At 67.7% G+C, this 4,102-nt stretch carries 4 protein-coding genes; all 4 read left to right on the forward strand.

Going from position 1 to position 4,102, the window contains the following annotated elements:
* The first annotated feature begins 84 nt into the window (after nucleotides 1-84).
* The 4 genes from ACFYUS_RS32885 to ACFYUS_RS32900 are packed head-to-tail and all read left to right on the forward strand — an operon-like array spanning nucleotide 85 to nucleotide 4,096.
* Nucleotides 85-552 (forward strand): type VII secretion system-associated protein, encoded by a 468-nt coding sequence (locus ACFYUS_RS32885; protein WP_388860497.1) that lies wholly within the window; start codon nucleotides 85-87, stop codon nucleotides 550-552.
* A gap of 57 nt (nucleotides 553-609) precedes the next feature.
* Nucleotides 610-3,237, forward strand: coding sequence for an AAWKG family protein (locus ACFYUS_RS32890; protein ID WP_388860500.1), 2,628 nt, complete (start codon nucleotides 610-612; stop codon nucleotides 3,235-3,237).
* Entirely contained in the window at nucleotides 3,234-3,758 is a 525-nt protein-coding gene (locus tag ACFYUS_RS32895) for a YbaB/EbfC family nucleoid-associated protein (protein WP_388860503.1), read from the forward strand. Before ACFYUS_RS32890 ends, ACFYUS_RS32895 begins: the two co-directional genes overlap by 4 nt.
* Before the next feature lie 2 nt (nucleotides 3,759-3,760).
* Nucleotides 3,761-4,096 carry a hypothetical protein gene (locus tag ACFYUS_RS32900; protein ID WP_388860506.1) on the forward strand — a complete coding sequence of 112 codons (336 nt, stop codon included), beginning with the start codon at nucleotides 3,761-3,763 and terminating at the stop codon, nucleotides 4,094-4,096.
* Nucleotides 4,097-4,102 lie beyond the last annotated feature (6 nt).

Here is a 4,102-nt window from a genome sequence, read left to right on the forward strand (position 1 = left end):
GGGCCGGACCTCCCGACCGGGCGGTCCGGCCCCGTCCGGCGCCCCGCACCCGAAACCGCGCGTCCCGCTTCTTCTGGAGGTCCCATGGGAAACCTTTCGCATCTCGACGGGCAGTCGCTGCAGACGTTCGTCGACCACGACATCAAGGACTTCCTGACGAAGACGGAGGAGATCCGAAGGGACAAGGACTCGGGGGACGCCACGTACCCGATCAGGGCCCTGAGGAGCCTGGTCGACGGGGAGACGACCCCCGAGACGATCGGGCAGAACCAGGTCCTGGCCCTCGGGCCGATGGCCGGCGACGACACCACCCACGGCAAGAGCCTGATCGAGGCGGTGAAGGGAGCGGCCAAGTCGATCGACGAGATCCTGGAGAGGCAGCAGCGTCTCTTCCGGGACATCGACCGGGACTTCCGGCAGACGCTGAAGCTCATGGGATCCGCGCAGAGCGACAACCTGACCGAGATCAACGCCGAAAAGATGCTCGAACTGTTCGAGGACGTCGACAACGACATGGGTCCGTCCGGCAAGGCATCGAAGACCGACGCGTAGCCCGAGCGCCCCTCCTCCGTCGGCCCCCGCCCCCTCTTCATCACGCGGAGCGCGTACATGGGAATCAACTTCGACACGGACGACTACTGGGCCCAGGCCGTCGGTCTCTACACCGGCTACTCGCTGCCGAGCCGCAAGACCCTCTTCGACAAGCTGAAGAGCAAAGAGGGGATTCCGCTCATGCGGGTCAACCTGGTCGAGCACCTGAAGCGCGCCGTCGACCCGCAGGACTACTCCGCTTCCAGCGGCTGGCAGGCCTCCCACGGCGAGGACTACCGGCTGGCCTTCTACACGCACCACGGGAAGGACGACGTCAGGCTGTTCACGGCCGACATCGTCTTCATCGGGGTCCTGGCCGACGAGCACGGCAAGAGCCACCTGACGGACGCCGGCGCCACCCGCGAGGGCGGCAAGTTCAGCGGCAAGTACAAGGACGAGTGGGACGACACCGACCTGTGGCGCTACGTCTCCGCCCCGAAGTTCGCCCTGGACACCCTGGTGAACACCCACACGACGAAGCACTTCTCGTACAACGGGACGGGCGTGCCGGACGACAACGCCGTCGACCTGGTCTCCTTCGAGCGGACCGCGGCGGCCTTCGACCGGGCGGCGCAGTTCTTCCGGGAACAGATGAATCCGCTGGAGGACTGGTACACCTCGCTGGGCGGTGACAAGGCCGCCTGGAAGGGCGAGTCCGCCGACGTCGTACGGAGCCTCATCCAGTCCCTGCACAAGAGCTACGAAAGCTACACGGACCAGATGGGAGGCCGTGAGTACAAGTCCGACCTCACCATGCTCGACGGCTATCAGCCCAGGTCCACCTACTCCGCCGGCCTGCGCCAGGCACAGTGGGAACTCCACTGGGAGGCACGGGAGATGCAGGCCGCCTGGCTGAACTGGGCCAACTCGGGCGAACACGATCCGCACCGGGCGCTGCTCGAAGAGCTGGACGAGCTGACCCGGTGGATCCTGATCAACAACGTGCCGCTCGTCAGCGTCCAGCGCACCGGTGCCCCGACCGCGTACGGGGACAGCGCCGACACCGTCGAAGACCTCTGGACGACGGATTCCGACACCTACGACACGTTCCCCGGTTTCAGTGACGATCCCGGATTCGGCGCCCTGGACGACATCAACACCTGGAAGGCCATCGGGGAGACGGCGGTGGCGCGCTGGCAGAGAAACGTCGAAGGCTATCTCGTCGAGGCCGCCAAGAGGTCACTGTCCAACCTCGGGAAGGGCTGGAACACGGCCACCACGGATCTCGGGAAGGAGGTGATCGACCGCAATCCCCACAGCCTCACCCAGACCTACGAGAAACAGGAGGCGAAGAAGACGAAGGAGGAGGCGAAGAAGTCCGCGGAGGACAGCAAGAAGACCTGGGAGAGCCTCAACAAGAACCTCTCGGCCGCCGCCGGCGGCAACAAGGAGCTGTTCGACGACCTGAGCAACGGCCTCAAGGACGCCAACAGCAACCAGGTGCGGCTCAACAACGGGCTGAACGGGCTCGGCAGCAGCCTCAACAAGGGTCTGAACAACCTGACCGACGGTTTCACCCAGAGCCTCAACGGCGGTCCCAAGGGGCTCGGCGGCGGCCTGAACCTCGACGGCGGCCCCACGAGGACCGCGCTCAACGGCGGTCTGAACGGAGCGCTCGACAACCTCGGCGGCACCCACGCGAACAGCCACCCCCTGAACTCCGGCACCCCCCTGCCGCTCAACACCTCCCTGCTGAACGGCGGCTCCCTCACGGGCGGTTCGTCGACGGGCGGCCCGCGCCCGCTCGACCTCAACGGCTCCCTCACCGGCGCCGGACCCCACCTCGACGCGAACGGGAACCTGGTCCAGACGTATCCGGGCGGCATCAAGACGGTGCTCAACCCCCACACCGGCCGACTCGTCACGACCACGCCGAACGGCCACACGACCACGACCCAGCACAAGCCCGGTGACGTCATCACCAACCCCGACGGCAGCCACACGCGGTTCAACGCGGACGGCACGATCACGACGGAGTTCCCGGACGGCACCAAGACCGTGTTCGACCCCTCGGACGGCACCCTCCAGACCACGAAGCCGGGCGGCCACACGAGCACGACCCACCCGAACAGGCCGATCGACCTGCCCGACCGTCCGGTCATCGGGAGCGACGTCCCGCACGGCGGGGTACACACCTCACTGAACGGCGGGCCCCGTTTCCCCGGTGGCGGCAACCTCAGTCACAGCCCTGACTTCGACTACGAGGACTACGACAGCACACCTTTCACGGGCGGTGCTCTGGGGAGAAACGTGTCAGGTTACGATTCTGTCGGCGCCGACACCTCGCAGTCGCCCGCCGGGGGAACACCCCTCAACCCGGGTTTCGGCGCAGGTGCCGGGGCAGGCGCGGGAGCGGGCGGGGCGAACGGGGAACGTGTGCGTACGGTGCTGAGCGACGCGAACAACCTGTCCGTGTCGCGCCGCAACGGCTCGATCGAGGCGGCCGCCCACGGCGAGGCCCTGCCCTTCCGGCAGAACGGCACCCAGACCACGAGTACGCCCATGGGCGGCGGTGCTCCGATGGGCGGCGGCATGCAGGGCGGCCAGTCGACGGAGAGCGGGGAACGACAGCGTACGAACTGGGTGGAGGAGGACGAGGACGTGTGGGGAACCGAGGAGGGCGGAACGCCGGCGGTGATCGGATGAGCGGGACCGAGTACGGCACGGGAGCGGGGCGGGCCCGGCAGGACGGGTCCGACGCCGGTGCGGCGGCGAACCCGTTCACGGAGTCGATCGACGCGCGACTCGCCGAGACGCTCTCCGCTCTGGAGTCCATGACCGCCGGCATGGCCAAGGCCAAGGCGGAACTGAGCCGTGCCACCCACGTGGTGCGATCCCGGGACCGGACGGTGGAGGCCACGGTCGGACACCAGGGACAGCTCCTCGACCTGAGGTTCCTCGACAACAAGTACCGCACCATGAGCTCCACCGAGCTCGCCGCCTCGGTGCTGGAGGCCGTGTCCCGGGCCAGGGACTCGATGTCCCGTCAGGTGATGTCCACCATGTCCCCCTTCACCCGGCCCCTGCCGGGGACGCGGGCCACGGAGGGGATGGACATCGACTGGGCCGAGCTCTTCGGACCGGGCGTGCTGGAGGACCCGGAGACGGCCATGGACAAGGCCAACGCACGGCTGCGGGACGAGATCGACGAGGAAAGGGAGGAGTAGCCGTGGGCGACGTGTTCTCGGCGGACGTGTCGAAGGTCAAGCGGTTCGCGGACCTCATGCGCGAGATCGAGGCGATCACGGGCGACGCCGTGGGCCGGTTCGAGGACGGGGCCCGTACCTGCCTCGACTGGGTCGGCCGGGACGACGAGATGTCCGAGCAGCTGAGGCCCCGCGACCGGAAGGAGCGCGAGGACACCACGAAGACCGGGACGTCACTGATGGAGGCCGTCGCCGGCATCTCCAGGGCGCTCAAGGTGAACGGCAACATCATCCAGGGCGCCCAGAACGACGTCCACGAAGCGATCGACGACGCGTCGCGCAAGTCCGGGAGGCACTGACCCGTC

This window comes from Streptomyces sp. NPDC004284 (assembly GCF_042874035.1).
In the GTDB taxonomy this organism is placed as follows: domain Bacteria; phylum Actinomycetota; class Actinomycetes; order Streptomycetales; family Streptomycetaceae; genus Streptomyces.

Excerpts from the sequence above, each read along its gene's own strand:
- ACFYUS_RS32885 (WP_388860497.1), top strand. The coding sequence starts at position 85 with ATGGGAAACCTTTCGCATCTCGACGGGCAGTCGCTGCAGACGTTCGTC.
- ACFYUS_RS32890 (WP_388860500.1), top strand. The coding sequence starts at position 610 with ATGGGAATCAACTTCGACACGGACGACTACTGGGCCCAGGCCGTCGGT.
- ACFYUS_RS32895 (WP_388860503.1), top strand. The coding sequence starts at position 3,234 with ATGAGCGGGACCGAGTACGGCACGGGAGCGGGGCGGGCCCGGCAGGAC.